We start from the raw sequence: 22,942 nt of genomic DNA, 5'->3' as shown, positions 1-22,942 counted from the left end.
GGGCGAATTGATGTTCCCGCGGGTTTTCCGACACCGCGTCGGCAAAGAGTTTGACTTAGGCAAGCCTCACCTAAATAATCGAGGAAGTCGATCTCTGGAGGCCCACCCATGTCCGTGCCCGTCGCCGTCGATGTCCCGTTCTCGGCCCAGCTCCGCACCGCCAGCGCGGAGGAGCACCAGGCCGCCGAACAGTCCTCCTTCATGAGCGACCTGCTCGGCGGACGGCTCGGCATCGAGGCCTACACCGACCTCACCGGACAGCTCTGGTACATCTACCGCGCCCTCGAGGCCCACCTCGACACCCTCGCCGAGCACCCCGTCGCCGGGCTGCTGACCGACCGCGCCCTGCTGCGCACCGCCGCCATCGAGCGCGACCTCGACCACCTGGCCGGCCCCGACTGGCGCGACACCCTCGCCCCGCTGGCCGCCACCGCCGCCTGCGCGGAGCGGATCCGCACCCTCGCCACCGAGTGGCCGGCCGGCTACCTCGCCCACCACTACACCCGCTACCTCGGCGACCTGTCGGGCGGTCAGATCATCCGTGGCGTCGCCGAACGCACCTGGGGCTTCGAGCGCAAGGGTGACGGCGTCCGGTTCTACGTCTTCGACGCCATCGACAACCCCGCTGCGTTCAAGCGCGACTACCGCGCCAAGCTGGACGCCGCGGGCGAGCTGATGGGGCAGGCCGAGTGCGAGCGGGTCGCCGAGGAGTGCAAGGCGGCCTTCGGCCTGAACGGCGCGATATTCGCCGAGCTCGCCGAACGGCACTCGACGCAGCGTCAGGCCTGAACGTTCGGCGGCTGTTCCTCCGCAGGTCGGGCCCGGGCGTTCGGCGGCTGTTCCTCCGCAGGTCGGGCCCGGGCGTTCGGGGGCTGTTCTTCCGCAGGTCGGGACGGGGTGACGCGGCAGCCGTTCGCTCGGGCATCATCGACGCCATGAGCGACACGCACCCCGACCGGCTGGCCCGGCTGTGGCAGGACTTCCTCGCGCTGCCCTTTCCGCGCAGCTGCTACCGGCAGGCCCCCGTCGGCGAAGACCTGGTCCTGCTCGACAGCCACTTGGCCGGCTGTGTGTCCGCCGCTCTGACCGGCCCCCTCGACCGGCGTCGCCGCGAGGCACTCCACCACGGCATCGCCACCGTCCACCGCATCCTCCCCGCCCTCGCCGACGACCCCGAGGCCCGCGAGTACTTCACCCGGCTGCGTGAACTCGCGGTCCTCGCCGTCGAGCGCCAGTCCCCGGAAGGGGTGTCTCCGCAGGGGAGTTGAGAATGGCAGCCCGCGCCCGGCGCCGACGGCCAAGGCGAGCGGGCGGCGTCGAGGTCAAGCCCGATCTCCGGGTTGCTCCGTCGACGGCTTCGCGCGGCGGCCCGATCGTGACCTCGGCGGCGCTGCGGCGTCCGCGTCGACCGCCGGGTCCTTCCTGGGGGGCGGGTTCTGGCCGATCAGGTCGAGCAGCCCCGGGAAGCGTGCCTCCAGGTCCTTCCGGCGCAGGTGCGCCTTTCTGCTGTTCCCCCGGTCGATCTGCTGGACCAGCCCGGATTCGCGCAGGATGCGGAAGTGGTGGCTGAGGGTGGACTTCGAGACCCCGAGTTCGAAGGACAGGCAGGTCCGCTCGGTGCCGTCCGGCAGTTCCGCGAACTCCTGAACGACCTTGTACCGCAAGGGATCCGACAGGGCGTTCAGGATCGCCGCGAGCTCCATCTCGTCCCGGCTGGGGTGCCCCTCCGCGTCGACCATCTCGCTGCCTCTCCGTCGCTCGCCGGCCGGAGCCGTGGTGCAGGTTCGATTTGCATGATACCTCTGCTCCCTGAAAGCCTCAGGTTCGATCGAAACCGAACCTTGAGTTCGGTGTCCTCCGAAACGGGAGCTTCCCCCAGCCATGGCTGCACAGACCGAATCCCCCCTCGCCGGGGAAGACGCCGGACCTCGGACGCCGGGGCGCCGGCGGACCACACTGATCCTGGTCGCCGTCCTGCTGGCCGTCCTCGTCGTCCCCACGTCCATCTCCGGCACCGGTGTGGCGCTGCCGTACATCGGCTCCGACCTCGACGCCGGCCTGGTGCCCTTGCAGTGGGTCGTCAACGCCTTCAACGTGGCGTTCGCGTGCCTCACTCTTGCCTGGGGGTCCATCGCCGACATCATCGGCCGCGTCCGCGCCTTCGCCCTCGGCGCCGCGATCTACGCGGCCGCCTCGCTGATCAGCGTCTTCGCCGGCAACGTCATCCTGCTGGACGTCGCCCGTGCGCTGGCCGGCATCGGCGGCGCCGCGATCTTCGCCTGCGGCACGGCCCTGCTCTCCACCGTCTTCGAAGGTCCCGCCCGCAGCCGGGTGTTCGCGCTGTTCGGCACCGTCGCCGGCATCGGCGTCTCCTTCGGCCCGTCACTGTCCGGCGCGCTGATCGAGAGCGCCGGCTGGCGCTGGGTGTTCGCCGTGCACGCGATCGTGCTGGCCCTGGTCCTGCTCGCCGTCCCGACCATGAGCCGCACGATTCGGGAGACCCGCACCGAGGGCACCCGCATCGACACCCTCGGCTCCGCCCTGTTCATCCTCGCCATGCTGCTGCTCACCACCGGCATCGCACAGGGCCCGCACTGGGGCTGGACCGGCCCGGGCGTGCTCGGCCTGTTCGCCGGCACGATCGCCGTCCTCGCGATCTTCGCCGCAGTGGAGAAGCGCAAGGCACACCCGATGCTCGACCTGAGCATCGTCACCAACCGCCGGTTCATGGCGCTCTGCCTGGTACCGGTGGCCGGCTCCTTCGGCTTCGTCACCATGCTGACCTACCTGCCCAGCTACCTCACCGCCGCCGGTGGCCGCACCAGCGGCGCGGCCGGGGCGATCATGCTGATGCTGACCGCCCCGATGCTGGTCCTCCCCCTGGTGGCCGCCAAGCTCGTCGCCAAGGGCGTCCCCGCGATGCGCATCATCCGCCTGAGCCTGGTCCTCCTGGTGGTCGGCGCGGTCGGCCTCGAACTCCTCGAACCCGAGATCAGCCTCCCGCTGGTCGCCCTGCCGATGCTGATCACCGGCACCGGCTACGCCCTCGCGGCCGGCCTCGTCGACGGCCAGGCCCTCGCCCTCGTCGCCCCGGAGCGGGCCGGCATGGCCGCGGGCTTCCTCAACACCATGCGCCTCGGCAGCGAGGCCGTCGCCGTCGCCGTCTACGGCTCACTGCTCGCGACCGTCATCAACGGCCGGACCCGGAACGGCCTCGCCGAATACGCCGACGCCGGCGACCCGAACACCGTCGCCGGGACCGTCGCCGGCGGCAACATCTCCGGCCCGGCCGGACAGGTCGCCGAGGCGCAGCGCGGCACCTTCACCGAGATCCTGGTCCACGCCTACAACGACGCCTTCCACACCGTCCTGTGGGCGCTTGGTGGGGTCTGTCTGGTGCTGTTGGTGCTCGTTGTGGTGCTGTTGGGTGGCGGTAGGGGTGGGCGGGCGAAGGCTGTGTGACCTGGGGTTGTGTGGTGGGCGGTAGGCGCGGCAGCGGCGGTCTGCACCTCGGCGGTCTGCTTCCGGTGCCGGACGGTGCCGGTGGCCCCGATTCCGCTGGCAGGCGGGACGTTTGAAGTGCGACCCGGCCGTGACGGCAGTGGACGTCCCGGCGCGATGTGAGGAGGCTGCCGGGCCTTGCTGTGCGGTTGGTGCAAGGGGGAAGGCCCGGGCGGGAGTTGGGGTCCGCCCGGGCCTGGGGTTGGGTCAGTCGGTGGTGGGGTCCTGGGTGGTGCGGCGGCGGACCAGGGCGGTGGTGGCGCCGCCCAGCAGGACCAGGCCGGCGGCGGTGGCGAGCAGGGGCAGCGAGTTGGAGCCGCCGCCGGTGAAGGCGAGTTCGCCGCCGGGGCCGGCCGAGGTGGTGAGGGTGGCACCGGTGGTGTCCGTGGTGGTGGTGCCGGAGGTCGGGGCCGGGGTCGGGGTGGGCAGGGTGGCGTTGCGGTCGAAGGTGAGGGTGACGGTGAGGGCGTCGAGCGCCTCGCCGGCCTGGTAGGTGCCGAACGCGGGGACGCCGTCGGCGGTGAGCTTGGCGGGCACCTGGCGGAGCGTCACCACGCCGTCGACGGGCTTGAAGTCGGCCTTGGAGAGGTCGAGTTCGGCGAGACGCACCCCGCTGAGGGAGACCGGTGCGCCGCCCCGGGTGGCGGCGGCCACGTCGGCGACCAGGAACGCGCCGGAGGCGTCCACCCGGACGCCCAGGTGGGAGAGCCGGGTGTCCAACTCGTAGTGGCCGTCGGCGGACTGGTGGCCGAGGAAGCGGACCGAGCCCGCGAAGTCGGCCGTCAGCGCGTGGGTGTCGGTCCGGTAGCTGCCGGTGGCCGATCCGAAGCGGTAGTCGCTCGCGCCGTCGTCGAACTGCACCTTGCCGGCCGCGATCGGCCCGGTCACGTAGGTGCGGAAGCCTTCCTTGACGCCCCACTCCAACCGGCCGTCCACGACTGCCAGTTCACTGCTCGTCGGGGTGGAGGCGGACGGCGAGGGGGAGCCGGGGGAGGCGGTGGACGACGGGTCGGACGTCGGGGTCGCGGTGGGTTCGGTGGTGGGTTCGGTGGTGGGCCGGCCGGTCGGTCCGGTGGAGGGGGTTGCCGTGGGTTCGGTGGACGGCTCGCCGGTGGGCTCGGTGGTGGGCCGGTCGGTCGGCGTCGGGGAGGGGGCCGTGGTGGACTGCTTCAGGACGATGGACAGCGGGTCCAGCTCGGCGCCGGCCTGGTAGAAGCCGGCGAAGGCCTTGGCGCCCTCCGCGGTGAGCTTGGCGGGGGTGGCGGTGCCGTTGGTGGTGTCGCGGGCGACGGTGAAGGTGGCCAGCGGGACGTCCTGACGGAGGGTCGGGGCGGGCGCGCCGACGGTCTCCTTGGAGGCGGTGTCGGCGGTGAGGGTGCCGGTGGTGCCGGAGGTGGTGATCCGCAGGTCGCTGATGGCCACGTCGAGGGCGCCGTCGTGGGCGAGGAAGCGGACCCCGCCGGTGAAGGCCGCGTTCAGCGAGTGGGTCGTCGGGTCGTAGCCGGCGGACGCCAGGTTGAAGTGGTACGAGCCGTCCGCGTTGGTGGTCGCACCGCCGGTCAGGTCCACGCTGCCGCCGCCCGCGGGCCCGGTGACGTAGTTGCGGAAGCTCGCCTTGACGCCCCAGTCGAGCGAGCCCGTGTCGTAGGTGACGGAGGTCGGGGCGCCGGCGCCGAAGGCGAGGGTCGGCAGGCCGAAGGCGGTCAGGCCGAGACCGGTGGTGACTGCGGCGAGCGCGGCCAGGCGGGTGCGGTTGCGGTGGGGCGTGGTGGAACGGGACATGGGTGTTGGGCTCCAGAAGGAAGGGGGCAGGGGACAGGGGGAGTGGGGTCAGCTGCGGCGGCGTCGGCGGACGACCAGCGCGGCGCCGGTTCCGGCGGCCGCGAGGAGAGCGGCGGCGAGGATCGCGACGGTGGTGGTGGACGGGCCGCTGCCGGTCCCGTCGGCGGCGGTGGTGGCGGCCGCGACCGGGGCGGGGTCGAGTGCGGGCGCGGGGCTGCCGAGGTCGGGGAGCGGGGGGAGGGTGGCAGCGGGGTCGAGGGCGACGGCGAAGGTCAGCGGGTCGAGCTCGGTGCCGGCGGGGTAGAGGGAGCCGAAGGCCTGGGCGCCGGAACCGGTCAGGGTCAGCGGGAGGTCGGTGGCGGTGAGCAGGCCGTTCTCGGTCCTGAGCGCGTCCGCCGGGAAGGTGGCGAGCTCGGTCGCGGGGGAGGCGTGGGTGGAGCCGTCGGGCGTGCGGCCGTTCACGTCGGCGAGCAGGCGGCCCTGGCCGCCCGTCACGGACAGCCGCGGATTGGCGAACGTCAGGTCGAGCCCGAGGGTGTCGCCCTGGCGCAGGCCGCCGAAGTGGACGGCCCCGGTGAACGAGGCCTCCAGGGTTCCGGTCGCCGCGTCCCAGGTGCCTCGGCCGGGCGTCCAGCGGAAGAACGCGCCGCCGTCGGCCGCGCCGTCGCTCAGCTGCCAACTCCCCTGGGCGATCGAGCCGGTGACGTAGTCGCGGAAGGTCCGGCGGACGCCCCAGTCGAGCGCGCCGTTGCTGAAGGAGGCAGCTGCGGGCGGGGCGGTCTCCGAGGGTGCGGGCTCCGTAGGCGCGGTTTCCGAAGGCGCGGTCTCCGAAGGTGTGGCGGCGGACGGCGCGGGCGTCGGTGCGGACTTGAGGGTGACGGAGAAGGTCAGCGGGTCGAGCGCCGTCCCGGCGGGGTAGAAGCCGCCGAAGGCGGTCGCGCCGGCCGAGGTGAGGGTGGCGGGCACCCGGTCGAGCGTGACGGTGCCGGACGCGCCCTTCAGCGAGACGCCGGCCAGTGAGAGGTCGGCCAGCCGGGCCTGGGAGGCGGCGGACGTCTGCCCGGTCTGCCGGGACTTGGAGCTGACGTCGGCGTACAGTGCGGCGCTGCCGTTCGGGTCGGCCTTGACGGTGAGTCGGGAGATGCTCAGGTCCAGCGCGTTGCTGCCGTTCTCCTGGTGGCCGGTGAAGCGGACACCGCCCTGGAAGGCGGCGGACAGCCGGCCGGTCGCCGGATCGTAGCTGCCGGTGGCGGAGTGGAAGCGGAACACCGATCCGCCGACCGTGGACGCGCCGCCGCTCAGGGCCCATTTGCCGTTCGCCACCGGGCCGGTGACGTAGTTCAGGAAGCTCGCCTTGATTGCCCAGTCCAGCCGTCCGCCGGAGACCGCCGGGTCGGCCGCGGCGGCCCGCCCGGGGAGGCAGAGCAGGGTCAGCAGCAGGGCCAGCGGCAGCGTGAGGGCGGCGCGCAGCAGGCTGCGGGGAGCGGGGGGCCGTCCGGAGACGGGCATGGTGGATCACTCCTCGGGAGAGGGCTGTTGGCGGAACGAAGGCCGAGCGAAGGCCTAACGAAGGCAGGGCGAGGACAGGGCGAGGACAGAGCGGGGACAGGGCAAGGGCAGGTCGGAGCGGGTGCCGGGGACATCCCGCGGGGCGACCCCCTTGTCGGAGTCAGGTAAGGCTAACCTAATATATGGGTCAAGCGTTCCGCCACGACCCCGTCGGGTCGGCCTCGACGGGACGTCAACGCACTCAGAAAGGCCCGAGGTTGAGCCGTCCACGCAGCCCCCGCAGCCCACGCACTCCGCGCAGTCGCCTGCGCGCCCGTGCCGGAGCCGCCCTCGGAGCCGTCGCCCTGCTGCTCGGCGCGAGCGCCTGCGCCACCGGCACACCCGCCGCCGCGCCGAAGCAGACCGGCACGGCGAGCCCGGACCGGATCGAGGCGCTGCCCGGGACGCCGACACCCCGACTGCCCGTCACCGTGCCGTCCGCCGACGGCAGGCAGGTGACGGTCAGCAGCGTCGAACGGATCATCCCGCTGACCGGGAGCCTCGCCGAACTGGTCTTCAGCCTCGGACTCGGCCCGAACACGGTGGCCCGGGACGTCTCCACCACCTTCGAGCAGGCCGCACAGCTGCCGGTGATCACCCAGGCGCACGAGGTCTCCGCCGAAGGCGTGCTCTCGCTGCGCCCCACCGTGGTGCTCGCCGACCGCAGCACCGGCCCGGCCGAGGCGGTCGAGCAGATCCGGGCCGCCGGTGTCCCGCTGATCGTGCTGGACGACGCGAAGAAGCTCGACGACATCGACGCCCGGATCGACCGGGTCGCCGCCGCGCTCGGCGTCCCCGACGCGGGAGCGGAGCTCAAGTCCCGTACCGCACAGCAGATCTCCGAGGTGCGGGGGCAGCTCCCGGCGGCCGGCGGCACCCGGCCCAAGGTGGCCTTCCTCTACCTGCGCGGCAGCGCCTCGGTGTTCCTGCTGGGCGGGCCCGACTCCGGCGCGCCCTCGCTGATCGAGGCGGTCGGCGGCGAGGACGCCGGCACCGCCGCCGGGCTCACCGGCGACTTCACCCCGCTCACCAGCGAAGCCCTGGTCAAGGCCGCGCCGGACGCCATCCTGGTGATGGGCAAGGGGCTCGACTCGGTCGGCGGCATCGACGGCCTGCTGAAGCTCCCCGGCGTCGCCCAGACCCCGGCCGGGCTCGACCGCCGGATCGTCTCCGTCGACGACGGCCGGCTGCTGTCCTACGGGCCGCGCACCCCGCAGGTGCTCCGCGAGATCGCCGCCCAGCTGTACCGGGAGGGCAAGTGACCACCGCCGTGCAGCCGGAGCAGACCTCGACCGCCGCCCCCGCCAAGCCGGTTCGCGACCGCAGGCCGCTGTTGCTGGCCGGCCTCGTCGCCGCCCTGCTGGCCTGCGCGCTGCTCGCCGCCGGCACCGGCGCGTACCGGATCCCGCTCGGCGACATCCTCGCCTCGCTCGCCCACCGCGCCCACCTCGGCGGCCACCCGCTGGAGCGGGTCCCCGAATCGGTGCTGTGGAACGTCCGCCTGCCCCGGGTGGTGCTCGCCCTGCTGGTCGGCGCGGCGCTCGGCTGCGCCGGGGCACTGATGCAGGGCGTGTTCGGCAACCCGCTGGCCGAACCCGCCGTGATCGGCGTCTCCTCCGGCGGCGCGGTCGGCGCCGTCGCCTGCATCGTGCTCGGCCTGGACGCCCTCGGCAGCTGGACCGTCACCGCCGCCGCGTTCGCCGCCGGACTGCTCACCGTCGGCGTCGTCTACGCCATGTCGCGCAGCGGCGGACGCACCGAAGTGGTCACCCTGCTGCTCACCGGCGTCGCCGTGAACGCGTTCTGCGGCGCGCTGATCGGCCTGCTGCTGTTCACCGCCGACACCGCCGCGATCAGCCAGGTGACGTTCTGGCAGCTCGGCTCGCTCTCCCAGGCGAGTTGGAGCAAGGTGCTGGCCGTCCTGCCGTTCGCCGCGCTCGGGCTCGCCGTCGCCCCGCGCTACGCCCGCCGCCTCGACCTGCTCGCCCTCGGCGAGCGGCCCGCCCGCCACCTCGGCGTGGATGTCGAGCGGATGCGGATCGTGCTGATCACCGTGGTCGCGCTGCTCACCGCCGCGGCCGTCGCCGTCAGCGGCATCATCGGGTTCGTCGGCCTGGTCGTCCCGCACCTGCTGCGGATGCTCGCCGGGCCGGGGCACCGCTTCCTGCTGCCCGCCTCCGCCGTCGGCGGCGCCCTGGTGCTGGTCTCCGGCGACCTCGCCGCCCGCACCCTCGCCGCACCCGCCGAACTCCCGCTCGGCGTCCTCACCGCACTCATCGGCAGTCCGTTCTTCTTCTGGCTGCTGCGCCGCACCCGACGCCGCCAGGGAGGCTGGGCATGATGAACTCGAACAGGACGAACTCCAACACGACGAACTCGAACACGACGGGGTCGCGTGCGACGAGGTCGGACCTGGCGGGGCCGGGCACGACGAAGCCGGGCACGGCGGGGTCGGGCGCGGCGGAGCTTCTGCACGCGGACGGGGTCGGCTGCACGCTGGGCGGACGGCCGCTGCTGACGGACGTCCGGTTGACGGTGCGCCGGGGGGAGATCCTCGCGCTGCTCGGACCGAACGGCGCCGGCAAGTCCACCCTGCTGTCGGTGCTGGCCGGCGACCGGCGGCCGACCAGCGGCGAGGTGCGGCTGGACGGCCGCCCGCTCGCCGCCCACCGGCCCGCCGAACTGGCCCGCCTGCGGGCCCTGTTGCCGCAGCACCACGAGGTGTCGTTCCCGTTCGCGGCCGGGGAGGTGGTCCGGATGGGCCGCGCGCCCTGGACCGGAACCTCCTCGGCGGGCGACGACGAGCAGGCGGTGGCCGGAGCGATGGCCGCCACCGACTGTGCGCACCTGGCGGCCCGCCCGTTCACCGCGCTGTCCGGCGGCGAACGGGCGAGAGTGGCGCTGGCCCGGATCCTCGCCCAGGACACCCCGCTGCTGCTGCTCGACGAACCCACCGCCGCGCTCGACCTGCGCCACCAGGAACTCGTCCTGCGGATCGCCCGGGAGCGCGCGGAAGCGGGCCGGGGAGTGATCGTGGTCCTGCACGACCTCACGCTCGCCGCCGCGCACGCCGACCGGATCGCCCTGCTGGACGCGGGCCGGACCGTCGCGGTCGGCCCGACCGGCGACATTCTGGACGCGTCGCTGCTCAGCAGGGTCTACCGGCACCCCGTCGAGGTGCTGGCGCACCCCCGCGGAGGCGCGCCCATCGTGCTGCCCGAGCGCCCCCGCGAAGCAGATTGACGGATCGTCGGCCCGGGAAGATCCACTGCTGGGCGACGACCGACCGGGGGAGATCCGGATCGCGACGCGGTCCGGGCGGGTGATCCCGTGCCGGCGGCCCATATGTCCGGGCCCGTCACGGGAACGGCACCAGCAGGAACCGGACCACCCGGAGGCACCGCATGCACCTGACCATGGTTCTGCTGCTCACCCCGCTCGTCCTGGCCGGCGCCGTCAGCGCCACCCGCGCGCCCGCCCGGCGCGGCCGTCACCGCGCCGGGCCGCGTCGGCCGAACCCCTGACCTGCGGCGGGTGTTTGTGTGATCGTCAGATGTCCTGGGGTGTCTCGTTGTTGAGAGGGCGTCGGCGGTCGATCAGGGCGGCCAGGCCGTCCAGGATCCGTTCGACACCGAAGTCGAAGGCGTTGTCCCGACCGTCGCCCGGTTCGGCCATGGCGGACGCGAGGGCCGGATAGCGCTCCGCGTGGGCCGCGACCAGCCCGCCGAGGGCGCGCAGCAACTCCGCCTCCGGCGAACCCTCCCGGGACGTCCGCTGCTGGGCGGCGATCGCCCGGACGTGGCCGACCAGCAGCACCGCGGCGTCCATCCGCTCCGCGCCGCTCAGCCCCTGGCCGTCCAGCGCCGCCACCACCCGTTCCAGCCAGGCCAGTTCGCGCGGGCCGGTGAGCCGCGGGCCGGACAGCGCGTCCAGCACCCACGGGTGGGCGGCGAACAGCTCCGCCATCCGGTGCGCCCAGTCGGTGAGTTGGTCCCGCCACGGGGCCCCGCTCGGCGGCGGGGGCTCGCCGACGGTGTGCTCGACCATCAGGGCGATCAGTTCGGCCTTGCCCGGCACGTACCGGTACAGCGACATCTTGGTGTAGGTCAGCAGCCCGGCCACGCGCTGCATGGACACCGCCGCCAGGCCCTCGGCGTCCGCGATCTCGATGCCCGCCCGGGCGATCGACTCCAGGCTGAGGGCCGGCTTCGGCCCCCGGGTCGGCCGGGCCGGCGGACCCCACAGCAGCCGCGCCGCCGCATCGCGCTCCGCCTGCTCCTCCACGGGCCCTCCCCGGTGCCGTGCCGAACTGCCTTGCGCCCGGCCCAAAACTGCGTCTACCGTACACAGCAGCGAACAGTGTCCGCGAGACACATTTTCTGTTCCGGGCCCGGGGAGGGCCCGTCGAACCCCCGTTCTCCACCTGTTCTCGATGCCTTCGATGCTTTTCGATTCCTGAGGGGGAAACACCGTGCAGATCCTGATCTCCGGCGCCGGCATCGGCGGACCGGCGCTCGCCCACTGGCTCGGCCGCCACGGCCACCTGCCCACCGTGGTCGAACTCGCCCCGGCGCTGCGGGCCGGCGGCCAGCCCGTCGACTTCCGCGGCCCCGCCCACCTGACGGTGCTTCGACGGATGGGTCTGCTGGACGAGCTCCACAGGCTCGACACCGGCGGCAACCCGATGACCTTCACCGACCGGCACGGCCGCGTCCAGCTCCGACTGCCCGCCGACTTCGCGGGCGGCGAGGTCGAGATCCCGCGCGGCGAACTCGCCCAACTCCTGCACCGGCACAGCGAATCCACCACCGAGTACCTGTTCGGCAACACCGTCACCGCACTCCGGCAGGACGACCGCGGCGTCCGGGTCGCCTTCCGGTACGGCCCCGAGCGCCGGTTCGACCTGGTGATCGGCGCGGACGGCCTGCACTCCCGGATCCGCGCCCTCGCCTTCGGCCCCGAGCGGGACTACGTCCGCCACCTCGGCTACTACGCCGCCACCTGGCAGCTCCCCAACCGGCTCGGCCTGCCCGCCGGCAGCACTGGCATCAACACCCCCGGCCGGCTCGCCGCCGCGGGCGCCGACCCCCGCGACCCGGAGCGGGCCGGCGCGTTCCTGCTGTTCGCCTCGCCGCAGCTCGACCACGACCGGCACGACACCGACGCCCTCAAGTCCCTGCTGCAGCAACGTTTCGCCGACCTCGGCCGCCCCGTCCCGCACCTGCTGGAGAGCCTGCGCGACGCCGACGACCTCTACTTCGACTCGATCAGCCGCGCCGACGTGCCGAGCTGGTCGAACGGCCGGATCGCGCTGCTCGGCGACGCCGCCTGCGGCGCCACCATCGGCGGCATGGGCACCGGCACCGCGCTGGTCGCCGCGTACGTCCTCGCCACCGAACTCGCCCGCGCCGACGGCGATCACCGCACCGCGTTCGCCCGCTACGAGCGGACCGTCCGCCCCTACGCCGAGCGCTGCCAGCGCGGCGGCGACCGCACCGGGCCGTTCCTCGCCCCGCGCACCGCCGCCGGCCTGCGGGCGCGCAACGCCCTGCTGGGACGCCGGTGGATCCTCGACCGGATGCTCGAACTCGGCAAGGACGTCGCCACGTTGGAGCTGCCGGAGCCGGTCTGAGGCGGTTTCGGCTCCTCGTCGGTCGGGTAATGCGTTTGCCCCGCCCGGTGGGGCTCGCCGAGGATCTGGACATGAACCACGTCATACGAGCCACCACCGCCGAGGACTGGCGACGCGTCAAGGACCTGCGGCTGGACGCCCTGCGGGACCCGGTCGCGAACATCGCCTTCCTGGACACCTACGAGGCCGCCGCCGCCAAGCCGGACTCGCTCTGGCAGGAGCGCGCGGCCGGATCCCGCGGCGAGACGATCGCGCAGCAGATCATCGCCGAGCGGCCGGACGGCAGCCTGGACGGGTCGGTCACGGTGCTGATCGAGCGGGCCGGCGGCCAGGACGTCCTCGGCGGATCGGTCGACGCCGACCAGGCCCACCTGGTCGGCGTGTTCGTCCGCCCCGAGCAGCGCGGCACCGGCCTGGCCCGCGCCCTGTTCGACGCGGCGATCGCCTTCGCCCACGAGCTCGACGAGCCCAAGGTCTCCCGCATCCGCCTGTTCGTGCACCAGGACAACGGGCGCGCCGAGGCGTTCTACCGGAAGCTCGGCTTCACCCGCAGCGGGCACACCGTCCCCGTGCCCGGCGACGATTCGTCGGTCGAGCACGAGCTCGTCCTCGGCTGAGAGTCAACTCCCGGCCCCTGCCGACGCGTTCGGCCGATGGGCGAAGGCGCTGCGGTAGGCGGCCGGGGTCATGCCGAGCTGGCGGCTCAGGTGCTGGCGGAGCGACTCGCCGGAGCCGAGACCGGAGCGATCGGCCACCTGGTCGACGGTGAGCCCGGTGGTCTCCAGCAGCTCACGCGCTCTCAACAGCCGCTGCTGGAGCAGCCACTGGAACGGCGTCACCCCGGTCTCGGCGGCGAAGCGGCGGGTCAGCGTCCGCACGCTGACCTTCGCCCGATCGGCCAGCTCGGGCAGTGAGATCGGCCGGTCCAGGTGCTGCAACGCCCAGGTCCGGGCGGCGTCCAACGGCGAGCCGGTCCGGGCCGGCAGCGGCGTCTGCACGAACTGCGACTGGCCGCCGTGGCGCACCGGGGTGACGACGGCGGCCCGGGCCGCCGCGTTGGCCGCGGCGGCCCCGAAGTCGGAGTCGATCAGGTGCAGGCACAGGTCGAGCCCCGCGGCCGAGCCGGCGCCCGTGACGATCCGCCCGTCCTCGGCGAACAGCCGGTCCGCGTCCACCCGCACCGCGGGGAAGGCACGCCGCAGCTCCTCGGCCAGCGCCCAGTGGGTGGTGGCGGTGCGGCCGTCCAGCAGGCCGGCCTGGGCGAGGACGAAAGCACCGCTGCAGATCGACGCGATGCGCTTGCCCGCCGCGGCCGCCGCCCGCAACGCGTCCAGCGCGGCCGGCTCCGCGTCGTGCCGACTGGCCGTCGACGGGACGATCACCGTGTCCGCCGCCGCCAGCACGTCGAGGCCGCGGTCGACCACCACCCCGATGCCGCCGGACGCGGCGAGCACACCCGGCGTGGCCGTGCACACCGTCACCTCGTACCCCGGGCGACCGTCGAACTCGACGGCTTCCAGCAGCACCGACGGCATCGACAGATCGAACGGCTTGACCGGCGGGACGGCCAGCACGGCGACCCGATGTACGGCGGGCGCGGCAGGCACAGTGGGTGCGGTGGGTGCGGTGGGTGCGGTGGGCGTACCGGGGGTGCTGGGCGTCGTGGGTGCGACACGTACGGCAGGTGCGACAGGTGTGGCGGTGTTCATGGCTGAGTCCTTGGCCGAATCCTTGGCCGAATCCTTGGAGATCGTGGCTATCAGGCCACTGACCCTACGCCCCGAACGCCGGGCAGAGTAGGGCTCGCGGTCGGGCCCCCGCGCATCAAGTCCCCCCGGGGACACCACTCCTGAGCAGAACGGAGCCGCCATCATGGCCAAGTCCACGTCAGTCGTCATCGGGGCCGGCGCGACCGGAGTCGCGACCGCGAAGCAGCTCGCCGACAGCGGACAGCAGGTCCGTCTCGTCACCCGCAGCGGCAGCGGCCCCGACCACCCGGGCATCGAGCGGATCGCCCTCGACGCGGGCCGCACCGAGGAACTCGCCGAGGCACTGGCCGGGGCGGACACCGTCTACAACGCCGCCATGACGGCCTACCACACCTGGCCGGAGACCATGCCGCCACTGTTCGCGTCGATCCTCGCGGCGACCGAACGGGCCGGCGCCGACTACGTGATGCTCGGCAACTTCTACGCCTACCAGCAGACCACCGGCCCGATCACCGAACGCACCCCGCTGCTCCCGCACACCCGCAAGGGCAAGGTCCGGGCCGAACTGTGGCGGCAGGCCGAGCAGGCCCACCGGGACGGGCGGCTGCGGGTCACCGAAGTCCGGGCCGGCCAGTACCTGGGCCCGGGCGCCGTCTCCGCGTTCACGCTGCTCGTCGCGCCGCGCGTCCAGGAGGGCGAGCTGGCCCTCGCCCACGGCAACCCCGACGCGGTGCACGCGTTCTCGTACATCGAGGACGTCGCCGCGGCGCTGGTCGCGGTCGGCCGCGACGAGCGGTCCTGGGGGCGGGCCTGGAACGCGCCCGTGATCACGGCCACCCTGCGCGAGGCCGCCACCGCCCTCGCCGAACTGCACTGCGCCCCCGAACCGCGACTGGAGTCGCTCACCGAGCGGGACATGACCCTGATGTCGCTGAGCGAGCCGCTGTGGCGGGAGTTCATCGAGATGAGCTACATGTCCGACCGCCCGTTCCTGGTGGACGACAGCGCCATCCGTGACACCTTCGGCGTCAAGTCCTCGACGCTCCGCGAGGCCCTGACGGCCTGAGCGACCGCAGCGGCGAGTTCCCCCGGCCCGCCCGCCCGGCCGGGGGAACTCGCTCTGCGCACAACGGCGTTCGGGCAGGCGCCGGGGGGCGGGAAGAGCCCCGGGGACGGCGGGCCATACTTGATCGACCAATTCGTCGAGAGGCGCCCGTCCAGATGGCCAAGAACTCCGCCGCACCCCGAGCCGGCGCACTCAAGCCGCTGCTGCAACTGACCGGGGTGAGCCGCTCGTACGGCAACCGGGAGGTGCTCCACCCCGTCGATCTCGAACTGGCCGCCGGCGAGTGCGTGGCGCTGCTCGGGCACAACGGATCCGGCAAGTCCACCCTGCTGCGGGTCGCGGCCGGCCGCGACCTGCCGACCGCGGGGACCGTCCGGTTCGACGGCCTGGCGATGAACGAGAACGACCCCCGGATCCGGGCCCGGGTCGCGGTCGTCGGCGACACGGTCGCCTGCTACCCCGACCTGACGGTGCGCGAGCACCTGCTGCTGGTCGCCGTCGCACACGGTGTCGCCGACGCCGCCGACTGGGTCGACCAGGTGCTGGAGAACCGGTCGCTCACCGAGCGGGCCGACGCGCTGCCCTCGGCCCTCTCCTCCGGACAGATGCAGGCCCTGCTGCTGGCCTGCGCACTCGTCCGGCCCCGCGACCTGCTGCTCCTCGACGAGCCCGAACAGCGCCTCGACCCGGAGGCGCGCCGACGGCTCGCCGAACTCCTGACGGCGGAACTCGCCGACGGCGTGGCCGTGTTGCTGGTCACCCACCACACCGACCTGGCCCGGGAGGTCGCCGACCGGGTGGTGGTCCTGGAAGAGGGACGGATCGTCCGGCAGGGCGCACCCGCCACGGTCCTCGCCGACGAAGGCATCGGCACCGCCGGTCGCGCCGCATCGGCCGGCGCCCGGTGAGCCGCCTCGACGTCGCGGCGACCGAGCCCGGGGAGGACGCGGACGCGACCGCCGCCGAGTGGACGGCCGACGACGACTGGACCGACGAGGCGCTGGCGGTGCTGCGCGCCCTGCGCGCACCGCACCGGCGCAACCGCGCCAAGCAGATCGCGTTCGCGCTGTACTGCACCGTGCTCATCCTGGTGATCTGGGGCGGCATCCCCAGCCTCGGCCTCTTCCTCCACGCCTCGCTGGGCGCCGACTACACCGGGCACGGCCCCGACCTGCTCGCCGCCATGCCCAGCGGCATCGCCGCCGCCGGGCTCGCCACCGTGCTGCTGGCCGTCCGCGACGGACTGTGGCGAGGGCCGGTCGTGCCGCCCCGGGCCACCACCGACTGGCTGCTCGCACACCCCGTCCGCACCCGCCCGGTGCTGCGGCCGTGGTTCTGGCTCTCCTGCGCACTGGCCGCCTTTCCCGGGCTGGTGATCGCCGTCGGCGGCATGGTGACGCTCGGCCTGACCGTGCGCGTCGGCCTGCCCGCCGCCCTCGGCTGGTGCCTGGTCGGCGGGCTCGGCCTGCCCCTGCTCGGCGTCTGCGCCGGGCTGCTGGTGCAGAGCAGCGCCCGGGTCGCGCACTGGGTGCGCAGGCTGACCCCGTACGCCACCCTGCTGGTCATGGCGCTCGCGGTGCAGAGCGCGCTGGCCGTCGCCGGCCACCCCGTCCACTGGCTGGAGCGGGTGGAGCTGTGGTCGGGCCCGTGGGGCTGGGCGGGGATCGCCGCACTGGCGCCGACGCCCGCCGCCGTCCCCGGAGGCGCGATCGCCGCCGCGCTGCTGATCGCGTCGACCGCCGGCTGCCTGGTGCTCGCCGACCGGGCCGCCGCCACGCTGTCGCTGCCCCTGCTGCGCGAGCGCGCCCGGACCGCGGCCGGCGTGCTGGCCGCGCTGCGGACGGTCGAACTGCGCGCCGCCCGACTGACCGTGACCGGCGCGTCCGGCAGCGGCCGACAGCTCCGGGTGCGGCTGCCCGCACCCCGCCGGCCCTGGCTGATCCTGTACTGGCGGGACTCCCTCTCCCTGCTCCGCGCACCCGCACGACTCGGACGCGCCGTGCTGCTGACCGTGCCGGCCGTGCTCTGCGCCGTACTGGCACACGACCTCACGGGCCTGATGTCCTTCCTGGTGACGGCCGTCGCCCTGGTCTTCGACTACCTGGCCGTCGCCCAACTGCTGGAGCCCGCCCGGATCGAGACCGACGACGTGCGCCGCGCGTCCTGGTCGCCGTACCCGTTCGCCGGCCTGATGCTGCGTCACGCCGTGGTCCCCACCGTTCTCGGCCTCGCCCTGGCGTTGGCCGGCTCGGCCGTGACGGCTTCGCTCGGCGGCGGGCCGACATCCTGGCTGGCCCCGCTCGCCGTCCCGCCCCTGGTCACGGCCGGCCTGGTCAACGCCTGCCGCGGCGCGGCCCGCCAGGACCTGCTCTACCGGGGCACCGCCGGAGGCAGCGGCGTCGCCTTCTTCACCGTCTGGTACGCGGCCGGCCCCGCCGTTGCCGTCCCGGTGCTGGCCCTGCCGATCTCGGCGGCCCTGCGCAGCGGGTCGGCTGGCTCGCTGATCCCGGTGGCGGCGATCGCCGCGACGGTGGCCATCACGCTGGTCCAGTGGGCGCTGGGCAGGGCGGGCAAGCTCCCCGCGCAGGCCCGGCCGGGTGCGGTGGGACGGGCGTAGCAGGTCCGGGACCGGTCCCCGGCGCGGAGTACCCTTATTCCATAGAATGACCGAGAAAGGGGCGGCAGCCATGGCGGACCGGGCCGCGAAGACCGAGCTCTACGAGGCATTCGCCGCCACCGGGAAAGCCCTCTCCAGCGGCAAGCGGCTCGAACTGCTCGACCTGCTGGCCCAGGGCGAGCGCACCGTCGACGCCCTCGCCAGGGCCGCCGGCCTCAACCTCACCACCGCCTCCGCGCACCTCCAGACCCTGAAGCAGACCGGCCTGGTCGCCACCCGCCGCGACGGCGTCCGCATCCACTACCGCCTGGCCGGCCAGGACGTCGCCCAACTCCTCGACCTGCTGCGCCGAACCGCCGAACGCCACCAGGCCGCCGTCGCCCCCGCCCGCACCGCCTACCTCGGCCCCGACACGCCGCAGGACGCGGACGCCCTCAGCCGGGAGGAACTGCTCGGCCGGGTCGCCGCCGGCCAGGCCATCGCCCTCGACGTCCGCCCCGCGGAGGAGTACGCCGCCGGGCACATCCCCGGCGCGCTCTCCATCCCGGTCGAGCAACTCGCCGAACGGATCGGCGAACTGCCCGAGGACGCCGAGGTCGTCGTCTACTGCCGCGGCGCGTACTGCGCCCTCGCCTACGACGCCGTCCGGCTGCTCACCGCACGCGGGCGGCGGGCGATCCGGCTCGACGACGGCATGCTGGAATGGCGGCTCGCCGACCTCCCGGTGGACGCCGGCGGGGCGGTGGCGGCCTGACGGCCCGTCGGAACAGGGGAGCGGCACCGGCCACCGGACACCCGGAGGGCGACAGGACGGCGGCCGCAGGGTTCGTCGGCGTCGGCGGCCGCGCCCGGCCGCGCCCGGCCGGGGCTGGTCAGGCCGGTGCGGCGCATCCCGTTCCGGCACCCGGCCGATCCTGCCGGCGTTCAGCCGGAACCGGAACGGCTCCGGGCGCGGGACGCAGGGCTCGGAGCCGTCGGGGACGTGCTCCGGCCCGGCGCGCCGTCAGAATCCCGGCGGCAGGCCCTCCACCAGCAGGGCGACGGCCCGCTCGGCGGTGGCGACTTCGACGGCGGGGCTGGTCGGGCTGTTCCGGACCAGGAAGCCCCCGTCGAGCAGCGGGTCGATGGACCCGCCGACCCGCTGGAACGGGAAGTGCGGGACGGCGGAGAACCACAGCCGGTAGTGGCTGGTCACCGGCGTCAGCCGACGCAGGCGGGGCTCGGCGAACGCCGCCTCGAACATCGCCCGGTTGCCGAGCGGGTCGCGGTGCGGCGGCCGGGTGTCGAACCGGCCCAGCCGCTGATGCCAGATCAGCTCCACTTCGCCGAGCGGCGTGCGCTCGTGCGCGAACGCCCAGTCGTGGACGATCAGGAACGGCGCGACGGACCGGACCTCCGCCAGGTCGGCACCCGCCTGCCAGGCGATGACCGCGCGGACCGCCCCCGGGAGATCCGGCGCGTGGCCGTTGGCGAGCGTCACTTCGGCGCGCGCGAGGGAGACGGCGGGCCCTGCGTCGGGCACCCAGGCGCGGATCGAAGCCTGGTCGCCGGTGCCGTGGTCGAGGAACCTCGCCCAGGAGCGGGCGAGCTCCGCCGGCGCGGGGAGCGGCAGCCCGATCTCGGCGGCGGCCCGGCCGAGGCGCGCGCCGAAGGCGGCAGCGGCGGCCTCCCGTTCGGCAGCGGCCTCGCGTTCGGCGGTCGTGCGATCGGCGGCAGCGCGGGCGGTGGATGCGGGATCGGCGGCAGTGCGGTCGGTGGCCGTGTGGTCGGTGGATGCGGGATCCGCGGGTGCATCAGTCACGGCGCGCAGTGTACGGGCGGGGCGCAGCGGACTCCGGCGCGCCCTCCGGGGCGTCAACCGCGCTCGGGGGTCGGCCGTTTGCGGATGCGGGTGATCGCCCAGCCGGCCAGGGCCGGGATCATCAGGGCGGCCGCCGCGGTGTCGACCCAGCGCGTCCAGCGTTCGGCGGTGGCGCTCGGGAGGGTGCCGAGTTCCGTGCCGACGTGGCCGGACGGGTCGGTGGTGACGGTGACGGTGTCGCCGACCCGGTAGGAGGAGCCGGAGCCCGCGGTGACGGTGCCGGTGATGGGCGGGCCGTCGATGGCCTCCAGGGTGTAGCGCGGGTAGGAGGTGTTGTCGGCGTTGAACTCCGTGGTCACCTTGGTGATCCGGGCGTGCTGCAACAGGCCGTGGTCGCGCAGCGCCCGGACGTCCAGCAGGTAGCTGTGGGCGATCAGCATGACGACGGCCAGGACGGCGACCACGATCATCCAGCCCGTCGGGTCCTTGTGGGAGGACGACCACGCGGCGAAGACGATCCACAGGACGGTGATCACGATCGCCGGCATGGCGACCTGCATGCTCGCCCGGTAGGAGAGCTCCGCCAGCCCGCGGAAGGCGAAGAGCACCGCCGCCCAGATCAGCGCGGCCAGCGCCACGTTCCCGGCCACCCGCCCAAGAGTGCGCATCGTCCGTCCCTCCCCAGGTTGCCGCACGTGCTGGGACAACCGTACGCGCCCGATCCGACGCCGGGCCATGGTGATTCGGTGGAAGTTACACGGCGGGGGGCCGGGGGCCCGAAGGCCCGGGACGTCCGGAGAGGGTGCAGGTCGGAGCGCGGGAAGGGGTGTCAATGAGGGTTGGAACAAGAGGAGTTGGCGGTGTGCGCGGCCTGCCGCCGGGGCCGGTGGGACCGCTACCATCGGCCGTGCCCGCTGCGGGAGCGCTCCCACGCTCTGCTTCCCGCTGCGGCCCAGGTCAGCCTGCCCCCACCCGGGCGGGCGGCCGCCCTCTCCCACTCGAGAGCACCCCGGAGGACACCGTGCACACCCCCGACCCCCACCGGAGCAGCACCGTCCCACCCCGCCCCACCGGCCGCCCTTCCCGCCGGGCCGCCGGGCTCGCGCTGGCCGCCACGGCCGCCGCGTTCGGACTGGTCGCCGGCGTGCAGGGCGGTGCCGACGCCGCCGTGCAGGGCAGCCTGCCCGGCGGCACGCAGTTCTACCGGGACTCGACGTCCCAGGTCGTCAAGTGGGTGGCCGCCAACCCCGGCGACTCGCGCACGCCGGTGATCTCCAAGCGGATCGCCAGCCAGCCGCAGGGCATCTGGTTCAGCAACTACCGCCCCAACACCGTCACTTCGGACGTCCGTGCGGTGACGGCCGCTGCCGAACAGGCCGGGCAGACGCCGGTGCTGGTCGCCTACGCCATCCCCAACCGGGACTGCGGCGGCGCGTCCGCCGGCGGGGCGCCGGACCTCGCCTCGTACGACGCGTGGGTCACCAAGTTCGCCGCCGGGCTGGGGAGTTCACGCTCCGTCGTGGTGCTCGAACCGGACTCGATCGCGCTCACCACCTGTCTCAGCGCCCAGCAGCAGAGCGACCGGTTCGCCTCGCTGGCGCGCGCCGTCACCGCCATCCACGCCGCCAGCCCCGCCGCCAAGGTGTACCTGGACGGCGGGCACTCCACCTGGAACTCGGCGAGCGAACAGGCCAACCGGCTGCGCAGCGCGGGCGTACTGAACGCGGACGGCTTCTTCACCAACGTCTCGAACTTCAACACCACCCCCAACGAGGCCGCGTTCGCGCGCAACGTGCTCTCCGCGCTCGGCAACCCCGGCAACCTGCATGCCGTCATCGACACCAGCCGCAACGGCAACGGCCCGGCCGGCAGCACCTGGTGCGACCCGTCCGGGCGCGCCATCGGCAACTATCCGACGGCGAGCACCGGGGACAGCGCGATCGACGCGTTCCTGTGGATCAAGCCCCCGGGCGAGGCGGACGGCTGCGCGGCCGCCGCCGGCACGTTCGTCCCCGACATCGCCTACCAGCTGGCGGTGAACGCGGCCGACCCGAGCAGCCCGCCCACCTCGCAGCCGCCGACCAGTCAGCCCCCGACCTCGCAGCCGCCGACCTCGCAGCCTCCGACCTCGCAGCCGCCGAGCGGTGGGGCGTCGTGCTCGGTCGCGTACCGGGTGAACGGGTGGAGCGGAGGGTTCACCGCCGACGTCACGGTGAAGAACACCGGCAGTGCCACCATCTCCGGCTGGAAGCTCGGTTGGACGTTCCCGGGCGACCAGAAGGTCACCAGCGCGTGGAACGCCACCGTCACCCAGAGCGGGGCCGCCGTCACCGCCACCGATCTGGGCTACAACGGCACCCTGGCGGCCGGCGCGTCCACCGCGTTCGGGCTTCAGGCGACGTACGGCAGCAGCAACACCGCACCGAGTGCCTTCACCCTGAACGGGGCCGCCTGCACGCTCGCCTGACCCGCCCGGCCAGCTGCCCCGCTCCGCCGCGCTGCCCCGCCGCCCGTTGCTCAGGTCGGCGGGGCAACGTCGTTGCTCACGGCCGGAGTTGGACGGCCGTCACCATCACGTAGCCGACCAGCAGTCCGAACAGGCACACCGCCGTCACGTAGCGCGGGGTGACCGGCAGCCCTGCGAGCGACGGGTACAGCAGCACCGCGCCGCCCGCCGCCAGGTCGGCCAGGTAGAGGCCGTCCGGCGGGACGATGCCGGTGCTGTGCGCGGCCCAGCCGGTGGCGATCAGAAACCCCGTCAGCAGGGTGAACCCGGACAGCAGCCCGGAGCCGATCGCGCCCAGGGCGGGGTGCGGGTCCGGCGGCGGCTCGCCCTCCGAGGTCCGCGGGCGGAGTCGGTGAGCGATCACGAGCGAGCCGACGGCGAGCGTCATCGCGGCCAGCGCACCGAGCAGCGGAGAGGGATTCATCGGCTCCTCCTGGAGGACACGAGGTGCTGCCCGGCCAATGCGGCGAGCGCCGCCGGCAGCAGAACGGTGAGGACCAGCACGGTCGCCCATACGGACGGCTCGATCGCCGCGGCGGCCGGTGCGGCCGGGGGCGGCGGCGCGGCGAGCGTCGTCGAGGGGGTGGGGACGGGGCGCACCGGGACGGCCGGCGGCGGGGCGAGTGCGGGGGTGGCCGGCGCCGCCTTGGCGACCGGCGACTGATGGGGCGGCGGTGTCGGCCGGTGCGGGGCGGGGGCCGCCACCGCCGGGGTCGGTTCCGGCGGCGGTGGTGCCGGCGAAGGGTGGGCCGGGGGAGCGGCCGTCGGGCTGGGCGTGGG

General features: G+C 74.1%; 22 protein-coding genes. 13 read left to right on the top strand and 9 right to left on the bottom strand.

The genetic code is table 11. The features are described 5' to 3' along the window. Nucleotides 1–108 precede the first annotated feature (108 nt). Entirely contained in the window at nucleotides 109–789 is a 681-nt protein-coding gene (locus ACIQF6_RS17625) for a heme oxygenase (biliverdin-producing) (RefSeq protein WP_400895686.1), read from the top strand. 146 nt (nucleotides 790–935) lie between these two features. After that, nucleotides 936–1,268, top strand: coding sequence for a hypothetical protein (locus ACIQF6_RS17620; RefSeq protein WP_400895684.1), 333 nt, complete (start codon nucleotides 936–938; stop codon nucleotides 1,266–1,268). A 54-nt stretch (nucleotides 1,269–1,322) separates the two neighbouring features. Here ACIQF6_RS17620 and ACIQF6_RS17615 read toward each other — a convergent pair whose 3' ends face one another. Beyond that, nucleotides 1,323–1,739, bottom strand: coding sequence for an ArsR/SmtB family transcription factor (locus tag ACIQF6_RS17615; RefSeq protein WP_400895682.1), 417 nt, complete (start codon nucleotides 1,737–1,739; stop codon nucleotides 1,323–1,325). 142 nt (nucleotides 1,740–1,881) lie between these two features. On the opposite strand from ACIQF6_RS17615, the gene ACIQF6_RS17610 reads away from it, so the two are divergent. Next, nucleotides 1,882–3,462 carry an MFS transporter gene (locus ACIQF6_RS17610; protein WP_400895679.1) on the top strand — a complete coding sequence of 527 codons (1,581 nt, stop codon included), beginning with the start codon at nucleotides 1,882–1,884 and terminating at the stop codon, nucleotides 3,460–3,462. Between the two features lie 246 nt (nucleotides 3,463–3,708). Here ACIQF6_RS17610 and ACIQF6_RS17605 read toward each other — a convergent pair whose 3' ends face one another. Together ACIQF6_RS17605 and ACIQF6_RS17600 are read right to left on the bottom strand one after the other, a co-directional pair. Continuing rightward, nucleotides 3,709–5,283, bottom strand: a complete 1,575-nt coding sequence (locus ACIQF6_RS17605) for an HtaA domain-containing protein (protein WP_400895676.1) — start codon at nucleotides 5,281–5,283, stop codon at nucleotides 3,709–3,711. A gap of 48 nt (nucleotides 5,284–5,331) precedes the next feature. Then, the gene (locus ACIQF6_RS17600; protein WP_400895674.1) at nucleotides 5,332–6,792 is read right to left on the bottom strand and encodes an HtaA domain-containing protein; all 1,461 of its coding nucleotides are present in this window, start codon (nucleotides 6,790–6,792) and stop codon (nucleotides 5,332–5,334) included. A 257-nt stretch (nucleotides 6,793–7,049) separates the two neighbouring features. Here ACIQF6_RS17600 and ACIQF6_RS17595 point away from each other — a divergent pair, with 257 nt between their 5' ends. From ACIQF6_RS17595 to ACIQF6_RS17585, 3 genes are read left to right on the top strand one after another with little or no spacing between them, the layout of a single operon-like run. Continuing rightward, complete coding sequence (locus ACIQF6_RS17595; RefSeq protein WP_400895671.1) at nucleotides 7,050–8,093, top strand: hemin ABC transporter substrate-binding protein; 1,044 nt, start codon at nucleotides 7,050–7,052, stop codon at nucleotides 8,091–8,093. After that, nucleotides 8,090–9,172: a FecCD family ABC transporter permease gene (locus tag ACIQF6_RS17590; protein WP_400895668.1), complete on the top strand. Its 1,083-nt coding sequence runs from the start codon at nucleotides 8,090–8,092 to the stop codon at nucleotides 9,170–9,172. Before ACIQF6_RS17595 ends, ACIQF6_RS17590 begins: the two co-directional genes overlap by 4 nt. Further along, nucleotides 9,169–10,074, top strand: coding sequence for a heme ABC transporter ATP-binding protein (locus ACIQF6_RS17585; RefSeq protein ID WP_400895665.1), 906 nt, complete (start codon nucleotides 9,169–9,171; stop codon nucleotides 10,072–10,074). The genes ACIQF6_RS17590 and ACIQF6_RS17585 overlap by 4 nt, the downstream gene beginning before the upstream one ends. Before the next feature lie 306 nt (nucleotides 10,075–10,380). Here ACIQF6_RS17585 and ACIQF6_RS17580 read toward each other — a convergent pair whose 3' ends face one another. Further along, nucleotides 10,381–11,115, bottom strand: coding sequence for a TetR/AcrR family transcriptional regulator (locus ACIQF6_RS17580; RefSeq protein WP_400895663.1), 735 nt, complete (start codon nucleotides 11,113–11,115; stop codon nucleotides 10,381–10,383). 187 nt (nucleotides 11,116–11,302) lie between these two features. On the opposite strand from ACIQF6_RS17580, the gene ACIQF6_RS17575 reads away from it, so the two are divergent. Continuing rightward, the gene (locus ACIQF6_RS17575; RefSeq protein ID WP_400895660.1) at nucleotides 11,303–12,463 is read left to right on the top strand and encodes an FAD-dependent monooxygenase; all 1,161 of its coding nucleotides are present in this window, start codon (nucleotides 11,303–11,305) and stop codon (nucleotides 12,461–12,463) included. 71 nt (nucleotides 12,464–12,534) lie between these two features. Next, a complete protein-coding gene (locus tag ACIQF6_RS17570; RefSeq protein WP_400895657.1) occupies nucleotides 12,535–13,080 on the top strand; it encodes a GNAT family N-acetyltransferase in 546 nt (181 codons plus the stop codon). Between the two features lie 3 nt (nucleotides 13,081–13,083). On the opposite strand, the gene ACIQF6_RS17565 is transcribed toward ACIQF6_RS17570, so the two are convergent. Next, on the bottom strand, nucleotides 13,084–14,172 hold the full coding sequence (locus ACIQF6_RS17565; protein ID WP_400895654.1) for a GlxA family transcriptional regulator: 1,089 nt from the start codon (nucleotides 14,170–14,172) through the stop codon (nucleotides 13,084–13,086). A 163-nt stretch (nucleotides 14,173–14,335) separates the two neighbouring features. Here ACIQF6_RS17565 and ACIQF6_RS17560 point away from each other — a divergent pair, with 163 nt between their 5' ends. From ACIQF6_RS17560 to ACIQF6_RS17545, 4 genes are all read left to right on the top strand, one after another. After that, complete coding sequence (locus ACIQF6_RS17560) at nucleotides 14,336–15,238, top strand: NAD-dependent epimerase/dehydratase family protein (RefSeq protein ID WP_400895651.1); 903 nt, start codon at nucleotides 14,336–14,338, stop codon at nucleotides 15,236–15,238. 155 nt (nucleotides 15,239–15,393) lie between these two features. Further along, the gene (locus ACIQF6_RS17555) at nucleotides 15,394–16,146 is read left to right on the top strand and encodes an ABC transporter ATP-binding protein (protein WP_400895648.1); all 753 of its coding nucleotides are present in this window, start codon (nucleotides 15,394–15,396) and stop codon (nucleotides 16,144–16,146) included. Then, entirely contained in the window at nucleotides 16,143–17,855 is a 1,713-nt protein-coding gene (locus tag ACIQF6_RS17550; RefSeq protein ID WP_400895645.1) for a hypothetical protein, read from the top strand. The genes ACIQF6_RS17555 and ACIQF6_RS17550 overlap by 4 nt, the downstream gene beginning before the upstream one ends. Nucleotides 17,856–17,901: 46 nt before the next feature. Beyond that, nucleotides 17,902–18,609 carry an ArsR/SmtB family transcription factor gene (locus ACIQF6_RS17545; RefSeq protein ID WP_400895643.1) on the top strand — a complete coding sequence of 236 codons (708 nt, stop codon included), beginning with the start codon at nucleotides 17,902–17,904 and terminating at the stop codon, nucleotides 18,607–18,609. A 249-nt stretch (nucleotides 18,610–18,858) separates the two neighbouring features. Here ACIQF6_RS17545 and ACIQF6_RS17540 read toward each other — a convergent pair whose 3' ends face one another. After that, nucleotides 18,859–19,656 carry a DUF6193 family natural product biosynthesis protein gene (locus tag ACIQF6_RS17540; RefSeq protein WP_400895640.1) on the bottom strand — a complete coding sequence of 266 codons (798 nt, stop codon included), beginning with the start codon at nucleotides 19,654–19,656 and terminating at the stop codon, nucleotides 18,859–18,861. Between the two features lie 53 nt (nucleotides 19,657–19,709). Then, on the bottom strand, nucleotides 19,710–20,324 hold the full coding sequence (locus ACIQF6_RS17535; RefSeq protein ID WP_400895638.1) for a hypothetical protein: 615 nt from the start codon (nucleotides 20,322–20,324) through the stop codon (nucleotides 19,710–19,712). Nucleotides 20,325–20,677: 353 nt separating this feature from the next. Here ACIQF6_RS17535 and ACIQF6_RS17530 point away from each other — a divergent pair, with 353 nt between their 5' ends. Continuing rightward, nucleotides 20,678–22,123 carry a glycoside hydrolase family 6 protein gene (locus ACIQF6_RS17530; protein WP_400895636.1) on the top strand — a complete coding sequence of 482 codons (1,446 nt, stop codon included), beginning with the start codon at nucleotides 20,678–20,680 and terminating at the stop codon, nucleotides 22,121–22,123. A gap of 76 nt (nucleotides 22,124–22,199) precedes the next feature. On the opposite strand, the gene ACIQF6_RS17525 is transcribed toward ACIQF6_RS17530, so the two are convergent. Continuing rightward, entirely contained in the window at nucleotides 22,200–22,586 is a 387-nt protein-coding gene (locus ACIQF6_RS17525; protein ID WP_400895633.1) for a hypothetical protein, read from the bottom strand. Next, nucleotides 22,583–22,867, bottom strand: a complete 285-nt coding sequence (locus ACIQF6_RS17520; protein WP_400895631.1) for a hypothetical protein — start codon at nucleotides 22,865–22,867, stop codon at nucleotides 22,583–22,585. Before ACIQF6_RS17520 ends, ACIQF6_RS17525 begins: the two co-directional genes overlap by 4 nt. Between the last annotated feature and the right edge of the window lie 75 nt (nucleotides 22,868–22,942).

It is taken from the genome of Kitasatospora sp. NPDC092948, assembly GCF_044754805.1.
GTDB lineage: Bacteria > Actinomycetota > Actinomycetes > Streptomycetales > Streptomycetaceae > Kitasatospora.
This window is presented reverse-complemented; position numbering and strand designations above follow the sequence as displayed.